Genomic DNA, 18555 nt, shown 5'->3' with positions numbered 1-18555 from the left:
TCAGCTCCGACTGGTGGTGGCTGACGGGATCGGAGCGCCAAGACCGGCTTCATCAGCGCAATAGCGGCAAATCTCCTCATGCGTCGCGAACCAGACGGAGCCCTTTGCTTTCGCCGCCCTGATCACTTCGTCGAGAATGAAAATCCGCGAGCGGTGCCCGATGATGTGCGGGTGCATCGTCAGCTGGAACAGCCCGCCTTCTTCCGCAGCGACGTCGAGCTCCCGCAGGAAGAGGTCGAGCACCATGGGCGGCCCGCTGTGAGGGCGCAGCCCCTTGAAGCGATCCATGCCGAAATAGACGGCGTCGTCCCGGATCCACTCCACCGGCAACTCCACGATCCCGGACGGCTGCCCCTCGTCGAGAAGCTCGTAGGGCTCGTCATCCGCCATCAATGAGGAATCGTAGAGCAACCCCATTTCGCGCACGATCTTCAGCGTCCACGGGCTGAAATCCCATGACGCGGTCCGCATGCCCTTCGGCTCCCGGCCAGTGAGCTTGGTCAAGGTGTCGCGGGCGCGCAGCGCCAGATCGCGCTCCGTATCGTAGTCGAGCACCGAGTTGAGCTCGTGGATCCAGCTATGGATCGCCACCTCATGTCCGGCATCCGCCACTGAACGGGCTTCCACGTCATGCAAGAGCGCAGCGACGGCCGGCATGAAGAAGCTGGCCGGGACCGCGTGACGGGCAAGAGTAGCAAGGATACGGGGAATGCCGGAGCGATTGCCGTATTGCCCCTGACTCAGCTTCGAGTAAGAGCGCCCGCCCTCCCGGAGCTCGTTCGTCTCGTGATCGGAATCGAAGGACAGGGCGACGGCGAACTTGGCGCCATTCTTCCAAACGCCAGGCTTGAGCGACCGCCCTGCCCGGACATGGTTCACCACCTGCCGCCAGGTCTCCTCACTCCATGTCCAGGGCTTGGTGTCGGGGGGCAGCGTGACGTTCATCGGATGCACTCAGCGATTGAACTGGAACCCATCCACCACGATGTCTTGGCCCGTGATGAAGCAGGGGTTCGAGGTTGCTAGGAAGGTGACGAGCTCTGCCACGTCATCGGGCTTGCCCATTCGCTTCAGCGCGATACCGGCATTGGCAATCGCGGGGCCGCGGGCTCGGGTCAGTGTGTTGCCGACTTCGGTCTCGATGATGCCGGGGCAGACGGCATTGATAAGGATCTCCGGGCCGAGCTCTTTGGCGAGAGCGCGGGTCATCCCGATGATCCCGGCCTTGGCAGCAGCATAAGCAAACCGGCTGACGGCGGCCGTCACACCACCAGAATGCGCATTCAGTGACGACATCGAGACGATGCGCCCAGCTCCCTGACGCTGCATGATCGGCGCGACAGCCTGGATATAGTTGAAGCAGCTCTTCAGATTGAGAGCGATCGCGTGGTCGAACTCGGCTTCAGTGATCTCGAAGATGCCCTTCGGCATCCCCTTGCCGGCATTGTTCACGAGGACGTCCACGCGGCCCCACTGCGCGACGACCTCCGAAACTATACGGCTCGCCTCTTCCTTGAAAATGACGTCCGACTGAAAAGCCAACGCACGACGACCGAGGGATCTTATCTCGTCAGCGGTGCGCTTTAGCTCGTCCGACAACAGATCAACAAGCACAACATCCAGTCCAGACCGCGCGAGAGACAGCGCGCAAGCGCGCCCGATACCTCGCGCGCCGCCCGTGACAATCGCCACAGGCGCGGCGTTGCTCGAATTCATGGCTCACCCTCTTTCAAGAGTGTTGATTTCCTCTTGATTAAGGGAGAGCCTATCGCCGGCAAATTGGTTCGCCAAGAGAGATTCGGTTCACGTCCATGAACACCGAGGTCAAGTCTGCGGCGCGCGTATTGGACCTGCTGGAATATCTTGCAGGCTGCTCCGAACCCGTGAAGCTCAAGGAGATCGTCGCGGCTCTGGGATTCCCGAAGAGCAGCGCTCATGCCCTGGCGCAGACCCTGGTCTCACGCGGCTACGCCATTCAGGACGCGACCGAGCGATACGTGCTTGTCCATGCCAGTCGCCATCAATCGGCCTCGCGCGCGCTCGAAGCCCGCCTTCTTTCGGCGGCGCACCCGATCATGGAACAGCTTCGTGACGAGACGGGCGAGACCGTGATGCTGGCGGTCTTAACCGCGAGAGGCGATTGCCGGCGCATAGCCAAATGCGTCAGCCGTCAGGCTGTACGCTACGACATCGAGCTCGACGGCCTCTCCGACTCGTACTGCTCGGCCACTGGCCGGGTCCTGCTGGCTCACTGGGATCCGGCTCTCACCGACGGATATTTTGCGCGGGCGAACCTCATCCCAAGGACACCCAAGACGGTTACCGACCCAGACGCGATCCGGGGAATGTTCGAGACGATCCGTGCGGAAGGCATCGCGGTTAGCGACGAAGAGCACGTCACCGGTTCGACGGGACTTGCCGCACCCATTTGGGGAAGAGAGGGCAAGGTGATAGCGGCGCTCAACCTTGGCGTTGTGACGCTGCGATATCACTCCCGCGCGAGCGAGCTTGCGGATCTACTCAAGGATGGCGCCAATCGCATAAGCGCACGCCTTGGCCATAAAGGTTATCCGGATCAACCGGTGCTGCCACCGTTATGAAATGTCGAACGTACCGGAGCATGTGGGATTGCGCAGCTGGCGCCCGCTAAGCAGGATCCTGAGCACGCCCATCGCCGCTGTCATCCCCGCCCACAAAAACGATCTGGCAGAAACGCCCCGAGTGCTTGAGCGGCTCGCCCTTTCCGATCACCAAGGAGTGCCCCTATGAAAGCCTATCTGACCAAGTGGATTCCGCCTCGTGCAGATTTTCTCCAGACCATAACCGATGACGAGAAGGCGCTGTTTAAGCAGCATGGCGACTGGCAAACCAAGCTGCGCGAAACCCGTCAGATCGTGGCGCACGGCCCCGTCGTCGATCCCGCCGGCCCTTATGGCGTCGCGTTGTGGGAGATCGAGGATGACGCCGACATCGCCGCGCTGACCGCTGAGGATCCGATCGTAAAGGCCGGGGTCGGCCATTACGAGCATTATTCGATGATGCAGATGCGTTCGCGCGGCTGACGCGCCGGCGAACGACTGCAACGTAAAAGCTACGTCACCATGGCCGTCGCCCTGATAACCCGGCATCGGCACTGTGCACGCACGCCGTCTAGCCGCCCGTGGCCACGATCTCGTCCCTGTTGCCCGAGCGACGGATCGGCTGAACGCATTGGCCAGCCAGAAAATGCCGACGGACTATAGCCTCAAATGCCGACATATTCCCCCTGGAATGTCGAAAATTAAAATCAACGATATCAAAATCTTACAAAGGCGCGCGCCGACAAACTTCGCATTTCCCACAGCAGCGCTGCACAGGCGCAGGGACGGCAAGTTCACGGCCGCAGGACGATGGCGTCCCCGATCCGGCGCATCTCGAAATCGGAGATCAGGATCTCCAGTTCGACGTGCCAGCGGCCCGGCACCGGCAGGCTGAAGGCCTCGGTCCGCCAGATGCCGTCCGGGCCGAGACGGGCGGGTCGTTCGATCGGCTCGATGCCGGCCGCCGGATTGCTGAAGCTGAGGGTGAGTTCCCTGGGCAGGAGGGGTCCGAACTCACCGTCCATCAGCACGACCGTGACGATGACCGGCCCTGCCCGGCCGGGCGTGACCGTGACGTCCGCCATCGCCGGCAAGGTGTGGATATGGACCGAGGCCGGCTGCGCCCGCACCATCGCAATGGCGCGCGGCGGCGGCGTGAAGCGCCAGAGCGCCACGATACCGAGGATGGCGACCAGCACCGCGAGCTCGACGGCGATGACACGCCTCATGGCGCGCGCCGCCGGGATGTCGCCGGCCTCCACGCGCCGCGTCAGCGACCAGCGATTGAAACCCGCCAAGGCGAAGGCGACCGCGGCCAGGGCGAGCTTGGCGAGAAGGACTTGCCCATAGGCCGTCGCGAGAAGCGCAGCCGGCCTCTCGACCTGCACGCAGGCGAGAACCAGCCCGCTGAGCAGCAAGGCTGCGACGATCCAGGCGATGCGGCCGGAAAACCGGCGCAGCACGCTCCTGCCGTTCTCACCGCGCAGAGCCAAGGCGAGCGGCAGCAGCGCTCCGACCCAAAGCGCGATCGCGCTCGCGTGCAGGAAGACGGCGGGGCGCATGAGCCATTGCGGCTGGGCCGCGCTGGCATGGCCGCTGCTTGCGAGAGCAAGCCCGACCAGCATGACAGATAGAAGGCCGGTGACGGCGGCGCGGACGCCGGGCCGCGACAAGCCGATGAGCGCGCTCGCCAAGGCCATGGCCGCGATGAGGATCGTCCAGATATAGCTGGTGGCCGCGGCCGCCCGCCAGACCGCCGGCTGGAAGAACGCCCCGATCGACGCACCGAGCGCGTCGAGCCCCTGCGCGCCGAGCGCAACGGGCAGGCAGAACAGGCCGAGCCCCATCATGGCGGCAGCGAAGCGGCCGGCCCCGCCGGCAAGCGGCCCGATCCAGGCCCGGCTCGCAGCCGCACCACACCCCAGGAACAGGCCGAGATTGAGCCCGAAGCGGCTGAGCCAGACCAGCGTGCGAACGCCGGAATCGGCCTGCTCGCCGAGATCCGCCGCCGCGCCGCTCGGGGCGCCGATCGAGAACACCACCGATCCTCCGACCGGATGCCCGTCCTCCGACACCACGCGCCAGCTCAGCACATGGGTGCCGCCCGGAAGCGCGGCAGGCGCCTCGATCACGACCGTCCTGTCCTTCAGAACGAAGCGCCCGAGGTTGCGGGCGCTGCCGTCCGGGCCGATCAGCCGCAGCGCCAGCGGCGAGACGGGCTCGCTGAAGACGAGCTCGATCTGCTTCGGAGCCGCCGCCAGCACGCTGCCGTCGGGCGGCGTCGCGTTGTTCAAGGCCGCATGCGCCAGCGCCCGGCCCGGCGCTCCGGCGCAGGCCAGCAGGACGAGGATCGGCAGCAGGGATCGCAGGAGCCGGGTCATCATGGGCTTATCCTTGCGGCGGAGCGCCGGGCGCTCCGCCGCCGCTATCATTATTTGCCGGGGGTGAGCTTCACGCCGGGAGCCGGGAATTTGTAGTCGTCCGCCGACTTGCCGGCTTCGGGGATCTCGATCCAGCGCTCGACGGCCCCGCCCTCGCATTCCTGGACGACCGGCACGTAGAGCGTGGCATCGGCCTTCAGATCCTTGGCGAGATAGCCGCGCAGGACGAATTCGTCATAGAATTCGTCAGGTAGCTTGCCGCCGCTCCAGACCACTTCCTTGACGCCCTCCGAGGTCGGCGTGCCGTAGTAGTCATAGGGCTTCGCATAGCTGCCCTTGACCGTTTCCAGCGTCCAGCCGGGTTTCGGCATCGGCTTCACCGCGATGACGCCTTCCGGGATCTGGACGCGAACCTTCGTGGTCGCCGCACCCTTGCAGCCATGCGGAACGCGCAGCACCGCCTTGTAGGTCGAGCCGACCGGGGCGGATTGGTTTTCCAGCGTGATATGAGCGAGCGCCGGCCCGGCGGCGAGCAGGCCCGCGACGGCGAGAAGATATTTCATGACATGTATCCTTGATGGTTGAGGCCGCCCTGGCGGCCGGGTTGCGGCAGGCACGCGGCCTGCCGGATCGGAAAAATCGGAAGCGACGGAGATTCGGGGGCAGCATCGCGCCAACCCTTCGACCGGGCCGCAGCCCGCCCGACGACGTGTCGCGCCAAAGCGTGCGCGCCGGTCGCGAAGCAGCCCGCGAGGCGAAGCAGAGGGTGGGATGGGATGACGCCCGAATCCGCGCCGTCACGGCGTCGGGTCGGGCGGAAAGCGCGTCACGACGTCCGACGGCACAGGCTGACATCAGTCGTCACGGACGCGGGAGAGCGCCGGACGGCGGCTCAGGCGCGGACGGGAGGAGCGCGCGGATTGCCGGGCGAATGATCGGCGAGGAAACCGACGGGCCGGTCGAGCCTGCGGATGAAGGCGACCTGATCGGCCGGCCGCTGCGTGAGGAGCGCGAATGCGGGCTGGACCGGATCGGCCCCGGCGAGCATCGGGCAGCCGGCCGTGCAACAGCTCATGCCGGCATGGGCTTGCGACTTGTCGTGATCGCCACCGGCCGGAGCGTCCCCGCTCGGCAAGCAATGGGTCAGGACAAGGGTCCGATCGAGCGAGAGCGCATTGGCATAGACGCCGGCCGCAAAACCGGCGAACAGCGCCTGGAGCACGAGCAGATAGGCCGCGAACAGCGCGACCCAGCTTCTGATCCGTGATCCATTGCGTCGGCTCAAGGCATCGACCTCCGCAGCCTCGATAGCACCGTCGCGCATGGCGTCAAACGGCCTTGCGGTCGCACCGCATCAGCCGAGCGCCTGGCTCGCGAGCGCCATGCGGCGCGGCCCGTGCGGATCGACCGGGGCATAGGGCGCCCGGCCCAACCCCATCGAGGTGACGCTGTCATAGATCTGCATGCCGCTGGCGACGATAAAATCGACGAAGGCCGTGTGGCTGGCAGGCGTGTCGACCCTCAGGAAGCTGCCGGCATGGAGTTCGACGAAGGGCTGGCAGACGGCGATCGCGTCCTCCTGGGCCGAGGCGATCACCGGGCCGATGACGCGCTCGCGCCCGAAGCGGCGACAGAGCGCGAAGGCGACGACCTCGTCGTTGCGGACGAGCACCTGCCCCTTCGAGACCGGCAGGATGCGCCGGAACACGGCGGACCGGTCGCACCCCGTCGCCGCCCGGTCGAGGCTCAGCAGGCTTTCACGGTCTTCGGCCCGCATGGCGCGAACCGTTCCTTCGACCCGGACAGGAGGCGGGCTGCCGACGACCTGCCCCTGGCATTGCAGGATCTTCTGCTCATGGCCGTAGCCCATGGAACGGTAGAGCCGCCGGGCCGCATGCGTGGCGGTGAGGCCGAAGACCGAACCCGGGTTCAGCTCATGCGCCCGTTCCATCAGCCAGCGGCCGGCGCCGTGCTCCTGCAGGCGCGGCGAGGTGATCAGCATGCCGACCATGGTGAAGCCGGCGCCGTAGCGCTGCCACATCACCGTCCCGACCACGCGCCCGATCTCATCGACCGCCGCGATGCCCTGCCCGAGATCGAGCAGCACGCGCCAGTCGCTATCGCGATGCGGCCAGCCGACGGCGACCGAAAGCGCGTGAAGCTGCGCGACGTCGATCTCCCCGATGTCCCGCAGGGTGATCTTGAAGGCATCGAGATGCAGTTGGGCGATCATCTCCAAAATCGCAGCCTCCGGCACTTGCACGACCGGGCCCTCGGGCACGACGGTCGAGCACCGATCGTTTCTAACGCAATCGCGCCACAGGAAGCACCGTTCTTTGCCCGCGATTCGGCATAGATGACCGCCCCGCAGCGCAGAACAGACGCGACCGCCGCGCCGACCGCCCTACCCTGCCGGAACCATAACCACTCCGGAGCAGCGCGTGACGCCGGAAGACATCCTGACGGAGCTGATCCGCTTTCCCTCGATCGTCGGGCGCCCCAACGCGGCCATCGCCGGCTGGATCGCGGACTATCTCGCCCGTTTCGGCGTCACGGCGCAGATCCTGCCGGGCCCGGAGGGCGACCGGGCCAATCTCTTCGCCACGATCGGCCCGCGCGACGTGCCGGGGCTTATTCTTTCCGGCCATATGGACGTCGTGCCGGCGGAGGAACCGCAATGGAGTTCCGACCCGTTCCTGCTGCGGGCCGAAGGCGACAAGCTGTTCGGCCGCGGCACCAGCGACATGAAGGGCTTCCTGGCCGCCGCGCTCGCGATCGTGCCTGCGCTCGCCGGCATGAAGCTGGCACGGCCGGTCCATATCGCCTTTTCCTATGACGAGGAGGCGGGCTGCCGCGGCGTGCCGCATCTCATCGCGCAACTGCCTTCGCTCTGCGCGCTGCCGGAGGCCGCGGTCATCGGCGAGCCGAGCGGGATGAGGCCGATCCTCGCCCATAAGGGCAAGGCGGCGGCACGCGTCGAGATTCACGGCCGCTCCGGCCATTCCTCACGCCCCGAGCTCGGCCTCAACGCCATCCATGCCATGGGCGCCGTGATCGCGGCGGCCGAAAAGACCGCCTCCGATCTGCAGGCGGGGCCTCTCGATGCGGTGTTCGAGCCGCCCTACTCCTCCCTGCAGATCGGCACGGTTCGCGGCGGCGAAGCGCTCAACATCATCCCGGATCGCTGCCGGATCGAGATCGAGGCGCGCGCCATCGCCGGCGTCTCGCCGGCGGCATTGCTCGAACCGGTGCGGGCGGCTCTCGCCGGCCTCGAGGCGCGTGGATTCGCCACCGACTGGCAAGAGATCGCCAGCTATCCGGCACTGTCGCTCGCGGCGCAGGCGCCGATCGCCAGGATGCTGGCGGAGGTGACCGGCACCGAGCCTCTCCCGGCCGTCAGCTACGGCACGGAAGCCGGGCTCTATCAGGCGGCCGGCATCGACGCGATCATCTGCGGCCCCGGCGACATCGCCCGGGCCCACAGGCCCGACGAATACATCACGCGCGGCGAGCTCGCCGATTGCGCGCGGCTGCTCGAACGGCTTTGCACCGCATTCACACGGCCCGGCCGCTGACATCTCTTTCCCCGGAGACTGCCTTGACCTTCCTGTTCAACTCAACCGAGGAGCGTGCGCAGGTGTTCGCCGCGCGCTTCGCCGAGGCGCTGCCGGAGATCCGCTTCATCCGCAGCAACGAAGCCTATGATCCGGCCGAAATCCGCTATCTCATCACCTGGACCGCGCCCGACGATCTCGCCCGCTTCACCAATCTGGAGGTTCTCTTCTCCATTGGGGCCGGCATCGACCAGATGAAGACGGAAGGGCTGGCGTCCCATGTCCTGGTGGTGCGAATGGTCGAGGAAGGCATCACCAAGATGATGCAGGAATACGTCACACTCGGCGTGCTCGCCCTGCATCGGCAATGGCCGCTCTATCTCGCCCAGCAAAAGCAGGCGCTCTGGCAGCCGCATGAACTCACCCCGGCGACGGCGCGCCGCGTGGGCGTGCTCGGCCTCGGCATGATGGGCACGGCCGTGATCGAACGCCTCAAGCCCTTCGGCTTCCCGATCTCGGGCTGGAGCCGCTCGCCGCGATCGATCGACGGCCTGCGGTGCTTCCATGGCGAGGACGGTCTCTCCGCCATGCTGGCCGAGACCGACATTCTGATCTGCCTGCTGCCGCTGACGCCGCAGACGACCGGCATCCTCGATGCCAAGCTATTCGCGAAGCTCCCGGCCGGCGCCGGGCTCGTCCATGTCGGACGCGGCCAGCATCTCGCCCATGAGGCCCTGCTCGACGCGCTCGACAGCGGCCGGCTCTCGGGCGCCGTGCTCGACGTCACCGAGCCCGAGCCCCTGCCCGCCGGGCATCGGTTCTGGAACCACCCCAAGGTGCTTCTGACGCCGCATATCGCCAGCAAGGTCGAGCCCGAGCCCGCGGCCAAGGCGGTGATCGAGAACATTCGCCGCCACCGCTCCGGCCTGCCGCCGCTCGGCCTCGTCGACCGCAGCCGCGGCTACTGACCCGTTTCCCTTTCCCCACCCAGCAAAAGGCAGACCCATGTCGCTCCTCGTCAAGCTCGACCTTGCCCCCACCGGCGAGCCCACCAAGCGCTCCAAATGTCCGCCGGATCGCCTGCTCGCGGGCGACCCCGACTACACGACCTGGGCGCAGGACGCGTCGCGGGACGGCACGGTGAACACCGGTGTCTGGGAGGCCACGCCCGGCACGAACCGCTCGATCAAGGGCGAGACCTTCGAATATTGCTACATCCTCGAAGGCGTGGTGGAGCTGACCGAGGAAGGCAAGGAGCCGCGCCTCTTCAAGGCCGGCGACAGCTTCGTGATGAAGCCGGGCTATGTCGGCGTCTGGAAGACGATCGAGACCGTCCGGAAGATCTACGTCGTCGTCGGCTGACGCCGGATCGCCGCACGTCCCGAGCGGCACGAAGCGGCGATCCATCTCATGGGCCCGTCTCTTCGGGCCGTCTGTTGGGCCCGCTGCTCCAGCCGCCGAAGAATCCGCCGTCCCGGTCCGCGCAAACGGGATTTCCCGTCGCGCCGGGGCGGCGTCCCAGCGTCACCTGCGGGCGCAGGGGCGCTAGGCTTTCGCCGCTGCCCCGTTTTCGGAGACCGCCCTCGTGTCGCTGAGCTTCGACCCCGCCACCATCGACCTGCCGCGCGCCCATTTCATCGGCGGCGAGCGTGTGCCCGCGACGGGCGGGATCGCGCTGCATCGTCCCTCCGACGGCGTGGCCTTCGCCGATTGTCCCGTTGCGGAGGCCGAGCTGGTCGACCGCGCGGTCGAGGCCGCCAAGCGCACGCTGAAGACCAGCGGCTGGGGCACGGTGCGCCCGCGCGAGCGCGTCAACGCGCTTCACCGCTGGGCCGATCTGATCGAGGCCGAAGCGGTGACGCTCGCCCGGATGGAGGCCGTCGCCTCGACCCGCCCGATCGCCGAGCTTTTGAAGTTCGACATCCCGATCACCGTCGAGCAGATCCGCTTCTTCGCCGAATTCGCCGACAAGGAAGGCGGCGACCTCGTGCCGACCGCCGCCGACAGCGTCGGCCTGATCGCAACCGAGCCCTATGGCGTGGTCGGCGCGATCACGCCCTGGAACTTCCCGATCTCGATGGCCGCCTGGAAGCTCGGCCCCGCGCTCGCCGCCGGCAATGCCGTGGTGCTGAAGCCCTCCGAGATGACGCCTTTCGCGACGCTCTATCTGGCGGAGCTGTCGGTCCGCGCGGGGATGCCGGCCGGGCTGATCAACATCGTGCTCGGCGACGGGCGCACGACCGGCGCCGCCATCACCGGCCATCCCGGCATCGCCAAGGTCAGCTTCACCGGCTCGACCGGCGCGGGTGCCGCGATCATGGAGAACATCGCCCGCACCGGCATCAAGCCGATGACGCTGGAGCTCGGCGGCAAGAGCCCGCAGGTGGTCTTCGCCGATGCCGATATCGCGCTCGCCGCCGGCGCCGTGGCGCGCGGCATTCTCGCCAATGGTGGGCAGGCCTGCGTCGCGGGCTCGCGCCTCGTCGTCGAGGAGAGCGTGGCCGAGGAGGTCGTCGGGCTGATCCTCAAGCAGATGGGCGAGATCAAGCCCGGCCCGACCTGGGACGAGGCCAGCGCCTACTCGCCGATCATCTCCGAGCGCCAGATCGGCCGCATGGCCGGCATCGTCGATGCCGCCGTCGCGCACGGCGCCCGGTGCAGGACCGGCGGCTCGCGCCTCGACCGCGAGGGCTATTTCTACGCGCCGACCCTGCTCGAAGGGCTCGAGGCGAATTCGCCGGCCATCACCGAAGAGATCTTCGGCCCGGTGCTGACGGTGCAGACCTTCCGCGACGAGGACGAGGCGATGGCGCTCGCCGACCATCCGACCTACGGACTCTGCGCCGGGCTCTACACCCGCGATCTGTCGCGCGGCCTGCGGCTGAGCAACCGGCTGCAGGCCGGCACCGTCTGGGTCAACCGCTATGGCCGCTCGCGCGACCACATCCTGCCGACCGGCGGCTACAAGCAGTCCGGCCTCGGCAAGGATCTCGGCCGGGAAGCCTATCTCGCGAACCGCAAATCCAAGAGCGTCCTGATCGCCGTCTGAGGAGACCATCCCGTGAAATCATACAAGATCGCCCTGATCCCGGGCGACGGCATCGGCACCGCCGTGATCGAGGCGACCTGGGAGGTGCTCGGCAAGGCGGCACGCGGCGCCGGCTTTTCGCTGGACGGCACGAGCTTCCCCTGGTCCTGCGACTTCTACGAGAAGACCGGCGCGATGATGCCGGCCGACGGCATCGAGACGCTGCGCGGCTACGACGCGATCCTGCTCGGCGCTGTCGGCTGGCCGAAACGCGTGCCGGATTCGGTGTCGCTGCACGGGCTGCTGCTGCCGATCCGCAAGGCCTTCGTGCAATACGCCAATATCAGGCCGCACCGGCTGCTGCCGGGCGTCGAGGGGCCGTTGCGGGCGAGCGCCTTCGACATTCTCTGCATCCGCGAGAATACCGAAGGCGAGTATTCCGGCGCGGGCGGGCGGGTCCATAACGGCACCGCCGACGAGGTCGCGGTCGAAACCGCGATCTTCACCCGCAAGGGCGTCGAGCGCATCCTGCGCTTCGGCTTCGAGCAGGCGCGCAAGCGCCGCGGCAAGCTCGCCTCGGTGACCAAGTCGAACGCGCAGAAATACTCGATGGTGTTCTGGGACGAGATCACCGCCCTGGTCGCGGCGGAATACCCCGATGTCGAGGTCGCGAACTACCATATCGACGCCATGGCGGCGCGGATGGTGATGGCGCCCGAGAGCCTCGACGTGGTCGTCGCCTCCAATCTCTTCGGCGACATCCTGACCGATCTCGGAGCCGCCATTCAGGGCGGGCTCGGCTATGCGGCCTCGGCCAACATCAATCCGGAGCGCAATGCGCCCTCGATGTTCGAGCCGGTGCATGGCTCCGCGCCGGACATCGCCCATCTCGGCATCGCCAATCCGATCGCGGCGATCTGGTCGGGCGCGATGATGCTGGAGCATCTCGGCGAGCCGGCTGCGGCCGCAGCCGTGATCAGCGCCATCGAGGCCGCCACCGCTCGCGGCATCGGCACGAAGCCGGGCGAGCACAAGACGAACGAGATCACCAGCGCCGTCCTCGCGGCGCTGGGCTGACAGGAGAGCACGACATGACCATCGAAGGCCTTCGCGATCCCGGCCTCGTGCGGGAAGCCTGCCTGGTCGGCGGCCAGTGGAACGGCGCGGCTTCGGGCCGCACGCTCGACGTCGTCGACCCCGCTACGCAAGCCGTGCTCGGCACGGTTCCGGATGCCGGCCAACCTGAGACTCGCGCCGCCATCGATGCCGCCGCGGCGGCCTTCGAAAGCTGGCGGGCCAAAACCCCGGCCGAGCGCGCCGCGCTGCTGGAAGCCTGGCATGCGCTGATGCTCGAACATATCGAGGATCTGGCGCTGATCCTCACCTCCGAGCAGGGCAAGCCGCTGGCCGAATCGCGCGGCGAAATCCGCTACGGCGCCTCCTTCGTGAAATGGTTCGCGGAAGAAGCCCGCCGGATCTACGGCTCGACGATTCCCGCGCCGACGGCCGACCGCCGCATCCTCGTGCTGAAGCAGCCGGTCGGCGTCTGCGGCATTGTCACACCCTGGAACTTCCCGAACGCGATGATCACCCGCAAGGTCGCGCCGGCTCTCGCCGCCGGCTGCACCGTGGTGATCAAGCCCTCGGAGCTGACGCCCTATTCGGCCCTGGCGCTCGGCGTGCTGGCCGAGCGGGCCGGCATTCCGGCCGGCGTGATCAACATCGTCACCGGCATGCCGACCGAGATCGGCGCCGAGCTGACAGGCAATCTCGCGGTCCGCAAGATCTCCTTCACCGGCTCGACGCGCGTCGGCGCGCTGCTGATGAAGCAGGCCTCCGACAGCATCAAGCGGCTGAGCCTCGAACTGGGCGGGAACGCACCCTTCATCGTCTTCGACGACGCCGATCTCGACATCGCCATCGACGGTGTTCTGGCCTCCAAGTTCCGCAATGGCGGCCAGACCTGCGTCTGCGCCAACCGCATCCTGGTTCAGGACGGCATCTACGACCGCTTCGCCGAGAAGCTGTCGGCCCGCGTCAATGCGATGAAGGTCGGCCCCGGCACCCAGGCGGGCATCGATATCGGCCCGATGATCAACGCCGCCGCGCTGGAGAAGATCGAGCGCCATGTCGACGACGCGCTGTCGAAGGGCGCCAAGCGCCTCGCCAGCGCCGCCGACATGCCCAATGGCAAGCAATACGCCACGCCGACCGTGCTGGGCGGGGCCACGACGCAGATGCTGCTGGCGAGCGAGGAGACCTTCGGGCCTGTCGCGCCGCTCTTCCGCTTCCGCAGCGAGGACGAGGCGCTCGCCATCGCCAACGGCACGCCCTTCGGGCTCGCGGCCTATTTCTTCACGCAGGACATCCGTCGCTCCTGGCGCGTCGGCGAGGCGCTGGAGTTCGGCATGGTCGGCCTCAACACCGGCGCGATTTCGATGGAGGTCGCCCCCTTCGGCGGCGTCAAGCAGTCGGGCCTCGGCCGCGAGGGCTCGCAGCTCGGCATCGAGGAATATCTCGAGGTCAAGGCCTTCCATATCGGCGGGCTTTGACGGGCAGCAAGGCAAGCCACAGCAATTCCACGCCCAATTCAACCAGGTCAGCTTCGCAACGTTGACAAAACAAGGGGAACTACCGTGAAAACCATAACTTCCGCACTATTGGCGCTCACCTTGTCGGTGGTCATCGCGCCGGCCCAGGCCCAGACCACGACGCTCGCCACGGTGAAGAGCCGCGGCGACCTGATCTGCGGCGTCAGCCCCGGTCTCGCCGGCTTCGGAATTCCCGATGCGAAGGGCGAATGGGCCGGCCTCGACGTCGATCTGTGCCGCGCGATCTCGGCCGCGATCTTCAACGATCCGATGAAGGTCAAGTTCACGCCGCTCTCCTCGAAGGACCGCTTCACCGCCCTCCAGAGCGGCGAGGTCGACGTGCTCTCGCGCACCTCGACCTGGACGATGTCGCGCGACACCACGCTCGGCCTGACCTTCGCCGGCGTGAACTATTACGATGGGCAGGCCTTCCTGGTGCAGAAGAAGCTCGGCATCGACACCGCCCGCAAGCTCGACGGCGCCTCGATCTGCCTGCAGCAGGGCACGACGACCGAACTCAACGTCGCCGACTATTTCCGCAAGAACAAGATCAAGTACGAGCCCGTCACCTTCGATAAGGGCGACGAGGCGATCAAGGCCTTCGAATCCGGCCGCTGCGATGCGTTGACCGACGATTCCTCCGCCCTTTATGCGCTGAAGCTGAAGCTGGTGAATCCGACAGAGGCCGTCGTGCTGCCCGAGCTGATCTCGAAGGAACCGCTCGGCCCGGTCGTGCGCAGCAGCGACCTGCAATGGTTCAACCTGGTGAAGTGGACGCTCGATGCCATGCTGAACGCCGAGGAGCTCGGCGTCACCAAGGCGAATGTCGACGAGATGCTGAAGTCGGACAATCCCGAGATCCGCCGCCTGCTCGGCGCCGAGGGCAAGTTCGGCGAAGGCATCGGCCTGACCAACGACTGGGCCTACCGCATCGTCAAGCTCGTCGGGAACTACGGCGAATCCTTCGAGCGCAGCGTCGGCCAGGGCTCGGAGCTCAAGATCGCCCGCGGCAAGAACGCGCTCTGGACCGAGGGCGGCCTGCAATACGCCCCACCGGTCCGCTGAAGGACGCCGGCGGCATTTTGAGATCCCGCGAAGCTTGCGACGCCGGATGAGCCATTGCCGCAACGACGAACATGGGCACGCGCCGGAACCTGTTCCGGCGCGTGCCCATCCGCGTTCCACCATGCCTGCGACGATCGATCAAATGTCGAGACCAAAGAGCTGGCATCGGCCGACGCCCCGCGATTGATCGCGAGGTCGTCCTGGGCCCGCAGGCCTCCGCGCTCACTGAATGCGGTCGAGCATCTTGTAGTAGTAGCCGACCAGCGGCAGGAACCAAGGCTTGCCGAAATGGCCCGGCACCGCCGGCCAGGACAGCCCCTTCAGCGGGTTGCGATCGGGCCGGCCGAGGATCGCATCGGCCATGATCATGCCGAGATGCGTCGACATCTGCGCGCCATGGCCGGAATAGCCCATCGCATACCAGACGCCGTCCTCGTAGCCAGCGCGGGGATAGCGGTCCTTGGTCATGTCGACGAGGCCGCCCCAGCAATAGTCGATCTCGACATCGGCGAGTTGCGGGAAGATCCGGGCAAGGCTCTCCCTGAGGATGGCGCCGCTCTTGGCGTCGGAGGTCTGGTCCGACGTGGCGGAGAAGCGCGCCCGCCCGCCGAAGATCAGCCGATTGTCCGGCGCCAGGCGGAAGTAGTTGCCGATGTTGAGCGAGGTCACCGCGGTGCGATTGCCCGGCATGGTCATGGCGACCTCGGCCGCGCTCAAGGGCCGCGTCGCGATCAGGAACGAGCCGACGGCGACGATGCGCCGGCGGAACCAGGAGAAGGGACCGGCCGTATAGGCCCCGGTCGCCACCAGCACCTCCTTTGCCGAGACGCTGCCGCGCGGCGTCTCCAGCACATGCCGGCCGCCCTCCTGCCGTCGCTCCGTCACGGGCGCATGTTCATGGATGACGGCGCCGTGCCGTACCGCCGCCATGGCGAGGCCGGCGACGAAGCGGCCCATATGCATCATCGCGCTCTTCTTGGAGAGCATCGCGCCATGGAAGGCGTCGGAGCCGATCTCGCCCTTGAGGTCGGCCCGGCTCAACATGGCGGTATCGGGATCGGCCTCGCGATGCAGCACCTCGAAATTCCGCGCGATCCCGGCGACATGCTCGGGCTTGGAGGCGAGCTTGAGCTTGCCGGCGCGCCGGAAGGCGCAGTCGATGCCCTCCTCCGCAACGATGCGCTCGATCGTGTCGACGGAATCGTCGAAGGCGCGATAGAGGGCGACCGCGCGCTCGGTGCCCAGCGCCGATTTAGCGGCGATGAAGCTGTGGGCGAGGCCGTTGTTGAGATGGCCGCCATTGCGGCCCGAGGCGCCATAGCCGACGCTGTGCGCCTCCAGCACCACGACCTTCGCGCCGGCCATCGCGAGCTGGCGCGCGGCGGCGAGCCCGGTGAAGCCGCCGCCGATCACGGCGACGTCATAGCTGCCTTCGACCGGCCCCTCGGCGGCGCCGGTGAAGGGCGCCGCCGTGTCGTGCCAATAGGATTTGAACTGCATCGGTCCCGCGCCTTCAGAGGCCGAAGACGCCCGGCAGCCCGCCGATGTCCTTGATCTCGACATAGCCGTAATAGGGGTTCGCCGGCTCGTGGCCGCGATTGACCCAGACCTTGTTCTTGATGCCGAGGTCATGCGCGGTCATCAGGTCGTAGCGGAACGAGGAGGAGACGTGGCAGACGTCCTCCGGGCCGCAACCCAGCATGTCGAACATGTATTCGAAGCCCTTCATGCGCGGCTTGTAGGATCGGGCCTGCTCGGCCGTGTAGACGGCATGGAAGGGTGCGCCGAGCCGGGCGACATTATGCGGAATCTGGTCATTCTGCGCGTTGGACAGGATGACGAGCGGGATTTCCTTCGCCACCTTGGCGAGGCCTGCCGGCACGTCCGGATGCGGGCCCCAGGTCGGCACCTGCTCGTAGATCCAGCGTGCATCCTCGGGGCGGAAGGCGACCGCATTGCGTCGGCAGGTCCGCTCCAGCGCGTTGTAGACGACGTCTTCATAGGGCTTCCAGTCGCCCAGGACCTCGTCGAGCCGGTAAGCCGAGAAATCCGTGATGAAGGTCCGCATCGCCGGCTCGTCCAGCTTTTCGCCGTAGAGCGCGCGCGCGGCCTTATCCATCGCGAAATAGATCAGCGTGCCGTGGCAGTCGAAGGTGACGAATTTGGGCCTGAAGGCGGTCATCTGCGGAAATCCCCTGTGGCGAAACGGTTGCGTCCGTCAGCGAGGATCATAGCCGGGGCCGGAACGGCGCGAGCACCGCATTGCCTGCGGCAGGAAGCACAAACTGCCGTCCGTCCATGAGACCATGGCAGAGAGTTCCGCCTGCATCATCTTGCCGGCCGACGTCGCTTCCCGATTGCCGGCGCTTCGGCACCCGTCGTGGCATTCCATGCGGTCGGCGCGCATTCCCACGGCCGAAGATATCGTGCCGGGCCGTTCCTCGGGAGCAACTGCGCCGGCGCACCGCCTATCCATGATGCAGAGGATACGAAGCGAAGCATCATGGACCAGAAAACGATTGATCTCGTCGCCTTCGACGAACGCCATCTCGACGGCGCCGTTCTGCTCTCGCGCGAGGCGGGCTGGCCCCATCGGCGCGAGGACTGGGCGATGCTCCTGGCCCTCAGCCACGGCTTCGTCGCGCTCCAGGGCGATGCCGTGGTCGGCACCGCGATGCTGACGCCGTTCGGGGACGATGACGCGACCGTCAACACGGTGATCGTGGCAGCCGACATGCGCGGGCGGGGCCTCGGCCGGAAGCTCATGGATGCCGTCCTGCAAGCCTGCGGCGCGCGGGAATGCCGCCTCACCGCGACTGCGGACGGCCTGCCTCTCTATGAGAAGCTGGGGTTCAACGCGACCCACGAGATCCGCCAGCACCAGGGCATCCCCACGCCGCTGCCGGCCGATGCGGCGAACGATGCCAGCGAGCTGGATTGGGCCGGTCCGGAGGATTTCCCCGCTATCGCTGCGCTCGATCTCGAGGCGCTGGGAATGGAGCGCCGCCCTCTGCTCAGGCTCCTGACCGAGGCCGGGCGAATGGTGGTCCTGCGCGAAGCCGGCCGGATCGTCGGCTATGCCGCGCTGCGCCCGTTCGGCCGCGGCGAGGTGATCGGCCCGGTCGTCGCGAAGACCCTGGAACAGGCGCAGAGCCTCATGAGCTTCCTGATCGCCAGCCGGCCGGGCGCCTTCCTGCGCGTCGACACCGCCGAATGGCGGGAGCTTTCGCCATGGCTTTCCGCGCGGGGCCTCGTGGGCGTCGGCGGCGGCATCGTCATGGACCGCAACACGACTGGCCGGCAGCCGTCCGGACCCGCCAAACCCTTCGCCCTGGCCAGCCAGGCGCTCGGATAAAC

18 protein-coding genes are annotated in these 18555 nt (G+C 67.1%); 10 read left to right on the top strand and 8 right to left on the bottom strand.

Going from position 1 to position 18555, the window contains the following annotated elements; all coding sequences use genetic code 11:
• A complete protein-coding gene (locus GY40_RS10695) occupies window positions 1-945 on the bottom strand; it encodes a polysaccharide deacetylase family protein (protein WP_038361661.1) in 945 nt (314 codons plus the stop codon).
• 9 nt (window positions 946-954) lie between these two features.
• Window positions 955-1716: an SDR family NAD(P)-dependent oxidoreductase gene (locus tag GY40_RS10690; RefSeq protein ID WP_038361659.1), complete on the bottom strand. Its 762-nt coding sequence runs from the start codon at window positions 1714-1716 to the stop codon at window positions 955-957.
• Between the two features lie 95 nt (window positions 1717-1811).
• On the opposite strand from GY40_RS10690, the gene GY40_RS10685 reads away from it, so the two are divergent.
• Entirely contained in the window at window positions 1812-2600 is a 789-nt protein-coding gene (locus GY40_RS10685) for an IclR family transcriptional regulator (RefSeq protein ID WP_038361658.1), read from the top strand.
• Between the two features lie 165 nt (window positions 2601-2765).
• A complete protein-coding gene (locus tag GY40_RS10680; protein WP_038361656.1) occupies window positions 2766-3062 on the top strand; it encodes a YciI family protein in 297 nt (98 codons plus the stop codon).
• Window positions 3063-3373: 311 nt separating this feature from the next.
• Here GY40_RS10680 and GY40_RS10675 read toward each other — a convergent pair whose 3' ends face one another.
• From GY40_RS10675 to GY40_RS10660, 4 genes are all read right to left on the bottom strand, one after another.
• A complete protein-coding gene (locus tag GY40_RS10675; protein ID WP_156115918.1) occupies window positions 3374-4963 on the bottom strand; it encodes a copper resistance CopC/CopD family protein in 1590 nt (529 codons plus the stop codon).
• A gap of 47 nt (window positions 4964-5010) precedes the next feature.
• Window positions 5011-5523, bottom strand: coding sequence for a YcnI family copper-binding membrane protein (locus GY40_RS10670; protein ID WP_038361653.1), 513 nt, complete (start codon window positions 5521-5523; stop codon window positions 5011-5013).
• 329 nt (window positions 5524-5852) lie between these two features.
• A complete protein-coding gene (locus GY40_RS10665) occupies window positions 5853-6245 on the bottom strand; it encodes a hypothetical protein (RefSeq protein WP_156115917.1) in 393 nt (130 codons plus the stop codon).
• 69 nt (window positions 6246-6314) lie between these two features.
• Window positions 6315-7193, bottom strand: coding sequence for a GNAT family N-acetyltransferase (locus GY40_RS10660; protein WP_038361649.1), 879 nt, complete (start codon window positions 7191-7193; stop codon window positions 6315-6317).
• Between the two features lie 208 nt (window positions 7194-7401).
• On the opposite strand from GY40_RS10660, the gene argE reads away from it, so the two are divergent.
• From argE to GY40_RS10625, 7 genes are all read left to right on the top strand, one after another.
• Window positions 7402-8535 carry an acetylornithine deacetylase gene (argE, locus tag GY40_RS10655; protein ID WP_038361647.1) on the top strand — a complete coding sequence of 378 codons (1134 nt, stop codon included), beginning with the start codon at window positions 7402-7404 and terminating at the stop codon, window positions 8533-8535.
• 23 nt (window positions 8536-8558) lie between these two features.
• Complete coding sequence (locus GY40_RS10650) at window positions 8559-9482, top strand: 2-hydroxyacid dehydrogenase (protein ID WP_038361645.1); 924 nt, start codon at window positions 8559-8561, stop codon at window positions 9480-9482.
• 37 nt (window positions 9483-9519) lie between these two features.
• On the top strand, window positions 9520-9876 hold the full coding sequence (locus GY40_RS10645; RefSeq protein WP_038361643.1) for a cupin domain-containing protein: 357 nt from the start codon (window positions 9520-9522) through the stop codon (window positions 9874-9876).
• 223 nt (window positions 9877-10099) lie between these two features.
• A complete protein-coding gene (locus GY40_RS10640) occupies window positions 10100-11563 on the top strand; it encodes an aldehyde dehydrogenase family protein (protein ID WP_038361641.1) in 1464 nt (487 codons plus the stop codon).
• A gap of 12 nt (window positions 11564-11575) precedes the next feature.
• On the top strand, window positions 11576-12619 hold the full coding sequence (locus GY40_RS10635) for a tartrate dehydrogenase (protein WP_038361639.1): 1044 nt from the start codon (window positions 11576-11578) through the stop codon (window positions 12617-12619).
• A 20-nt stretch (window positions 12620-12639) separates the two neighbouring features.
• On the top strand, window positions 12640-14094 hold the full coding sequence (locus GY40_RS10630) for an NAD-dependent succinate-semialdehyde dehydrogenase (protein ID WP_038362528.1): 1455 nt from the start codon (window positions 12640-12642) through the stop codon (window positions 14092-14094).
• A gap of 84 nt (window positions 14095-14178) precedes the next feature.
• A complete protein-coding gene (locus GY40_RS10625; RefSeq protein ID WP_038361637.1) occupies window positions 14179-15198 on the top strand; it encodes an amino acid ABC transporter substrate-binding protein in 1020 nt (339 codons plus the stop codon).
• Window positions 15199-15420: 222 nt separating this feature from the next.
• On the opposite strand, the gene GY40_RS10620 is transcribed toward GY40_RS10625, so the two are convergent.
• Entirely contained in the window at window positions 15421-16698 is a 1278-nt protein-coding gene (locus GY40_RS10620) for an NAD(P)/FAD-dependent oxidoreductase (protein WP_038361634.1), read from the bottom strand.
• A 13-nt stretch (window positions 16699-16711) separates the two neighbouring features.
• Entirely contained in the window at window positions 16712-17380 is a 669-nt protein-coding gene (locus GY40_RS10615; protein ID WP_038361632.1) for a haloacid dehalogenase type II, read from the bottom strand.
• Window positions 17381-17701: 321 nt separating this feature from the next.
• Here GY40_RS10615 and GY40_RS10610 point away from each other — a divergent pair, with 321 nt between their 5' ends.
• The gene (locus GY40_RS10610; protein WP_038361629.1) at window positions 17702-18553 is read left to right on the top strand and encodes a GNAT family N-acetyltransferase; all 852 of its coding nucleotides are present in this window, start codon (window positions 17702-17704) and stop codon (window positions 18551-18553) included.
• Window positions 18554-18555 lie beyond the last annotated feature (2 nt).

It is taken from the genome of Allobosea sp. UNC402CLCol (assembly GCF_000745475.1).
In the GTDB taxonomy this organism is placed as follows: Bacteria; Pseudomonadota; Alphaproteobacteria; order Rhizobiales; family Beijerinckiaceae; genus Allobosea; species Allobosea spartocytisi.
The sequence above is the reverse complement of the archived record's forward strand: the minus strand, read 5'-3'. Positions and strand labels throughout refer to the sequence as shown.

Coding starts and splice junctions, on each gene's coding strand:
- GY40_RS10695 (WP_038361661.1), bottom strand. CDS start 945: ATGAACGTCACGCTGCCCCCCGACACCAAGCCCTGGACATGGAGTGAG.
- GY40_RS10690 (WP_038361659.1), bottom strand. CDS start 1,716: ATGAATTCGAGCAACGCCGCGCCTGTGGCGATTGTCACGGGCGGCGCG.
- GY40_RS10685 (WP_038361658.1), top strand. CDS start 1,812: ATGAACACCGAGGTCAAGTCTGCGGCGCGCGTATTGGACCTGCTGGAA.
- GY40_RS10680 (WP_038361656.1), top strand. CDS start 2,766: ATGAAAGCCTATCTGACCAAGTGGATTCCGCCTCGTGCAGATTTTCTC.
- GY40_RS10675 (WP_156115918.1), bottom strand. CDS start 4,963: ATGATGACCCGGCTCCTGCGATCCCTGCTGCCGATCCTCGTCCTGCTG.
- GY40_RS10670 (WP_038361653.1), bottom strand. CDS start 5,523: ATGAAATATCTTCTCGCCGTCGCGGGCCTGCTCGCCGCCGGGCCGGCG.
- GY40_RS10660 (WP_038361649.1), bottom strand. CDS start 7,193: ATGATCGCCCAACTGCATCTCGATGCCTTCAAGATCACCCTGCGGGAC.
- GY40_RS10645 (WP_038361643.1), top strand. CDS start 9,520: ATGTCGCTCCTCGTCAAGCTCGACCTTGCCCCCACCGGCGAGCCCACC.
- GY40_RS10620 (WP_038361634.1), bottom strand. CDS start 16,698: ATGCAGTTCAAATCCTATTGGCACGACACGGCGGCGCCCTTCACCGGC.
- GY40_RS10615 (WP_038361632.1), bottom strand. CDS start 17,380: ATGACCGCCTTCAGGCCCAAATTCGTCACCTTCGACTGCCACGGCACG.
- GY40_RS10610 (WP_038361629.1), top strand. CDS start 17,702: ATGGACCAGAAAACGATTGATCTCGTCGCCTTCGACGAACGCCATCTC.